This window comes from Armatimonas sp., from assembly GCF_031410135.1.
GTDB lineage: Bacteria > Armatimonadota > Armatimonadia > Armatimonadales > Armatimonadaceae > Armatimonas.
Genome location: NZ_JANNYP010000161.1, coordinates 1 through 4,767, shown reverse-complemented (window position 1 = coordinate 4,767; position 4,767 = coordinate 1). Strand labels below are relative to the sequence as shown.

5 protein-coding genes and 1 pseudogene are annotated in these 4,767 nt (G+C 61.4%); all 6 read right to left on the bottom strand.

Annotation, left to right across the window (positions count from 1 at the left end; genetic code table 11):
* Positions 1-452: pseudogene (locus RMO15_RS05790) on the bottom strand (hypothetical protein); the annotation flags it as partial.
* 8 nt (positions 453-460) lie between these two features.
* A complete protein-coding gene (locus RMO15_RS05785) occupies positions 461-967 on the bottom strand; it encodes a prepilin-type N-terminal cleavage/methylation domain-containing protein (protein WP_309709084.1) in 507 nt (168 codons plus the stop codon).
* Between the two features lie 30 nt (positions 968-997).
* Positions 998-1,798 (bottom strand): Bd3614 family nucleic acid deaminase, encoded by an 801-nt coding sequence (locus tag RMO15_RS05780; protein ID WP_309709082.1) that lies wholly within the window; start codon positions 1,796-1,798, stop codon positions 998-1,000.
* A 40-nt stretch (positions 1,799-1,838) separates the two neighbouring features.
* Positions 1,839-2,939 carry a chorismate synthase gene (gene aroC / locus RMO15_RS05775; RefSeq protein WP_309709076.1) on the bottom strand — a complete coding sequence of 367 codons (1,101 nt, stop codon included), beginning with the start codon at positions 2,937-2,939 and terminating at the stop codon, positions 1,839-1,841.
* Positions 2,940-2,945: 6 nt separating this feature from the next.
* Complete coding sequence (locus RMO15_RS05770; protein WP_309709073.1) at positions 2,946-4,316, bottom strand: HDIG domain-containing metalloprotein; 1,371 nt, start codon at positions 4,314-4,316, stop codon at positions 2,946-2,948.
* Between the two features lie 180 nt (positions 4,317-4,496).
* Complete coding sequence (locus RMO15_RS05765) at positions 4,497-4,736, bottom strand: DUF1801 domain-containing protein (protein ID WP_369016081.1); 240 nt, start codon at positions 4,734-4,736, stop codon at positions 4,497-4,499.
* Positions 4,737-4,767: the final 31 nt, after the last annotated feature.

The window sequence follows — 4,767 nt, the reverse complement described above, 5'->3', positions numbered from 1 at the left end:
TGCCCATGTCGTCCCGAAAAGCTCGTCAGGGGCGTTTTATCGTAGGCGTTCCAAGTGATGTTCTCAGAGTCGTAGAGAAGCGGCGTGGTGCTGGCTGCCTCGGGGAGCTTGGTGACGGCGGCGTTCCGAGCGTAGCCGTAGCCTTTCGTCATGAGGCGATGGTTCTGAACACAGCGGAAGAGGTAGTCATTGTTCTGCCTAAGCTGCACCTTGGTGGTGTCCATCCAGCGCTTGGCAGGGGGGAAGGTGTCGTCGTTGTCTTGCGCGTACAACAGGCTGGCGAGTCCGAGATGCTTGAGGTTGGAGAGGCAGGAAGGGCCACTGTATTGCCTGCCCTTTGTGGCGAAGATGGGAAAGAGAACGACAGCCAGAAAGGCCATGATGATAAAAACAAGAAGTGCCTCGGCAACCGTCACCGACCGCTTTGTCTTGGAGGATGTTGAGGTTTCCATGAGATAGTTTACCGTGCTTGCTTCTGGAAATCTTCTCTTGTATGCGCCTTCGCGTGGCCGTCTGCGAAGGCAACATTGCCTTTCTCATTGTGGCGTGGCGCAAAGGTCTGGCCGGGATCGGTGGCGTCCCAATCCGGGCGTGTGGAGTCGTAGATAACGGCACGGTTTGACGGTTCGTGGAGTTTATTCAGCGACTTGCCCGAGAGGCGCGTGTCCATTGCGTAGCTCGCCTGCACCTTTGGGTTCTCTGTCTTCACGACGGGGCAGACATAGATCGCCTTATTCTTGGTATAGAGCTGTGTCTCCGTCATCCACTTTCCGGCAGGTGGCAGATGCTGATCGTAGTCTGCCGCGTACATCATCAGCCCAAGGCCAAGCTGCTTGGCGTTGCTCAAACACTGAGGTCGTTTGGAATGTTCATGTGACTGCGCGAAGATGGGAAAGAGAATGGCCGCAATAATGCCAAGGATGACGATCACGACGACCAGCTCAATCAGGGTAAAAGTGCGTTTCATACTCCTTAAACGTCGCTGCGGCGCATTTGGTTACGGTACGACAAAGCCCCTGTGTTGAATCTCCAGGTTTTGTTGCTCTGCCGTCGCCCAGCGCACGCGATCCGCCGTTCCCGTATCCAAGACTGTCGCGCGGCCATTGGTGCCCGGATCGAAGTCGCGGTAGATTACACGGAACTGCGACGGGTCTTCGCAGAACCACCACGCGAGCCCGGCACACATGCGGCAGGGCTTAAGGGTGGAGATCAGAGTCGCGCCCGCCGGAAGCTTTTGTCCTGTGCGTGCCCAAGCGTCCCGAATGGCCTCCAGCTCGGCATGGCGCGTGCGGTTCTGCGAGCCGGAGTTCATACCCTGCCCCAGAAGCTTGCCGTCGCGATCCAACACCAGCGCCGCCACGGGCCGGTCGGCCTTGTAGCGCTCCGACTCGCTCTTTGGTATCTCCGCCTCAAGCCGATTGCACAGCGCAAACGCCTCCGTAAGCGAGAGAACAAGAGGTTTTGGACTATTGGCACGCTCTGGGAGAAGCGAGGGAAGCTCCTCGCCCAGCAAACCCTCTCTCTCCCGTGTTTTGTCGGTGATACGCTTGGCGGCGACGCGAACCACGCCGTCACAGAACGGCGTTTTCTCGTCCGAAAGATAGATCCGATTGCGCACCATCGCCCGCGCCTGCTGCGGGTAGCGCTCATAGATCCCCTGCACCAGCCGCGAGACCGCCGTCTCTGGGGCGAGAATCTCCGGCCCCGCCGCCCAGTAGGTTTGCTGATTGTGTTGTAGCCACGCCCGACCCCCTAGCCCCCGCCCCGCGGGGGGACAAATAGGTTGAGGCCCATTCATGGGTCTTGCCGCAACAGCGGGCCCATTTATGCGCCCGTTCTCATCCGCCCGAACCCAATGCACCCGATGCCCGTTGCATCAGCGCGTGGTCGGCCAGCACAAGAAGAATCATGGCCTCGACGGCGGCGACGGCGCGGGGGAGGACGCACGGGTCGTGGCGGCCTTTGGCCTGGAAGACGGTGGGTTCGCCCTCGACAGTGACGGTTTCTTGCGCGGCATGAATGGTCGCGGTGGGCTTGAAGGCAACGCGAAGAACAATATCCTCGCCGTTGGAGATGCCGCCCTGGATTCCTCCCGAGTGGTTGGTGCGCGTGCGTGTTTTGCCCTCGCGCGTTTCAAACGCATCGTTGTGGGTCGTGCCACGCATCGTCGCCGCGCCAAAGCCCTCGCCGATCTCAAAGCCACGGGTGGCCGGGAGCGACATCAGCGCGTGCGCGAGGCTGGCAGTGAGCTTGTCAAAAACCGGCTCGCCGAGACCCGCAGGGACACTACGCACGATGCACTCGACGATCCCGCCCAGCGAGTCGCCGTCTCTGCGCGCTTGCTCAATGGCGGCGATCATCTTCTCAGAGGCGCTGGGATCGGGGCAGCGCGTGATCTCCGCCTCCACTTGCTCTTGGGTGACCGTGGCTTGGTCAACCTCGCCGCGAATGTCCGCCACTTGCAAGACGTAGCCGACGATTTCAACGCCATGCCAAGCGGCTAGAAGCTGCCGTGCCACCGCGCCCGCCGCCACCCGCCCGATGGCCTCACGGTACGACGCCCGCCCGCCGCCGCGCCAGTCGCGTCCGGGGCCGTACTTGGTGTGGTAGGTAAAGTCCGCGTGGCTGGGGCGAAATAAGTCCTTGAGCTCGCTGTAGTCTTTCGAGCGTTGGTCGGTGTTGCGGACTTGCATCGCGAGGGGCGTGCCGGTCGTGAAGCCCTCAAAGACCCCCGAGAGCACCTCGATCTCGTCGCCCTCTTTGCGCTGGGTCGTGAGCTTGCTCTGGCCGGGCCGCCGCCGATCCAAGTCGTGCTGAATCTGCGCGAGGTCAAAGGGAATCCCCGCCGGGCAGCCATCCACGATGCAGCCGACCGCCGGGCCGTGGGACTCACCAAACGTCGTGACGCGAAAAAGGGTGCCGAAGCTACTGCCTGCCATCGAGGATTATCCTATCATGGCGCGTGCGAGCGCCTCCGCGCGGTCTTTGTCGCCCTCGGCTAGCTCGCCGGAGACCACGGCGTCGGTGAGGGCGTTTTTGAGCTTTCCTACTAGCGGGCCGGCGGGGATACCCAGGCGCTCCATCAGCTCCAGCCCTGAGAGTGGCGAGTCGGCGGTGCGGATGTCGATGCGAGCATCTATCTCGGCCATTCGGGCCGCGAGGCTGGCAAGCTCGACTTGGGGCGGCAGGTCGGGGCGGCAGGCGGCGATATCGGCGTGGCCCAGGGTAAAGAGCGCGTCGCGGTGGCTGTCTACGGTGCGGATAAGCCGACGGACGGCGGCATCGGTCCAGTCGGGTTTGTAGGAGCCGTAGCGCATGTGCAGCCCAACCAGAGTCCCGACGTGCTTGATCTCATCATTGGCGTACTTCAGGCGTGTCAGTACCTCCCGGCAGAGTTTTTCACCTACGTACTCGTGCTCGTAGAAGTGCACCCCGCTGGCATCTTCGGTGCGCGTGGACGGCTTGCCAATGTCATGAAAGAGCGTCGCCAGCCGTAGCAGCAAGTCCGCGTCTTTTGGCAGACTCTCCAGCGCCTTGAGCGTGTGTGTCCAAACATCGTAGGCGTGCCAGGTGTTCTGCGTCACGCCGTGCATCGCGGCCAGCTCTGGGGCAAACTTTTCTAATAGTCCCGTCTCGCGGAGCTGTTCTAAGCCTGCCGATGCACCGGGCGCTAAAAGCGTTTTATTGAGCTCCTCACGCACACGCTCGTAGCTGATACCGTGCTCGGGTGAGAGGCGAAAGGCGTTGTCCTTGAGGGCCTGGTAGGTGGTCGGCGCAATCTCAAATCCTAGCCGTGCGGCAAAGCGGCAGGCGCGCAGCATACGGAGCGGGTCGTCCGTGAACGTAATCACAGGATCGAGTGGCGTGCGCAGAATCCCTGCCTTGAGGTCGTTGTGGCCAACGCCGAGCGGGTCTATAATCTCGCCGGTATCGAGGCTCTCCAGAAATGTATTGATCGTAAAGTCCCGGCGCTGGGCATCGGTAAAGAGCGTCCCCGGCGTCACAATCGGCTTGCGCGAGCCCTGCCGATACGTCTCCGCGCGGGCCGTCACCAGCTCGACTTGCGCATCACCGACGTGTACCATCGCGGTTCCAAAGCTCGGGTAGAGCACGGGGGCATGGCTCGAAACGCCTTTCTTCCAGAGCCACTGCGCCAGCTCCAGCGCATCGCCCTCCAGCACGAGATCAATGTCGCTGACCTCGACCTGCTTGCCCAGCAGCTTGTCGCGCACCCACCCCCCGACGAGAAAAACTTTCCCCTCATACTGGCTCCCGCGCACGGCCTCTCGTAGAATCTCTAATGGTTCTCTGCTCACACGACCAGTTTACCCCGCCGATTAGAACAGCGGGGCTGGAGTCCCCCCGATGGGAACGGGGGGACTGGAGAGCCTTTGGCTACAAAGGCCGCTTCGGGCCATAAGAATTTGGTATGGGCGGCACGCCCTTCGTAGCGGAGCTTGCGACGCTCTCCAGTCCCGCCGCTCCAACCGGCGGGACTACGTTGTGGCCGCAACCCCCCGCGCAATCAGCTCTTTGAGAACCTCTAAGTCCACATCGGCGAGCTTCTTGATGTGCAGACAGCCGCCGCTCAGGGTGTGCTTACCCAGCTTTTCGAGCAAGTCGGTTGGGTGCAGGTCATAAAAGTGGTGAGGTAGCAGGCTGAAAAACGCGGCGACTCCAAAAGGCAAAAAAGGAATCCAACTCGTTGCCAAAAAAGAAACCGCGTAGACGGGCAATTACTTCACCACCAACCACGCTCCAGCGCAT

Excerpts from the sequence above, each read along its gene's own strand:
- RMO15_RS05785 (WP_309709084.1), bottom strand. The coding sequence starts at position 967 with ATGAAACGCACTTTTACCCTGATTGAGCTGGTCGTCGTGATCGTCATC.
- RMO15_RS05780 (WP_309709082.1), bottom strand. The coding sequence starts at position 1,798 with ATGAATGGGCCTCAACCTATTTGTCCCCCCGCGGGGCGGGGGCTAGGG.
- aroC (WP_309709076.1), bottom strand. The coding sequence starts at position 2,939 with ATGGCAGGCAGTAGCTTCGGCACCCTTTTTCGCGTCACGACGTTTGGT.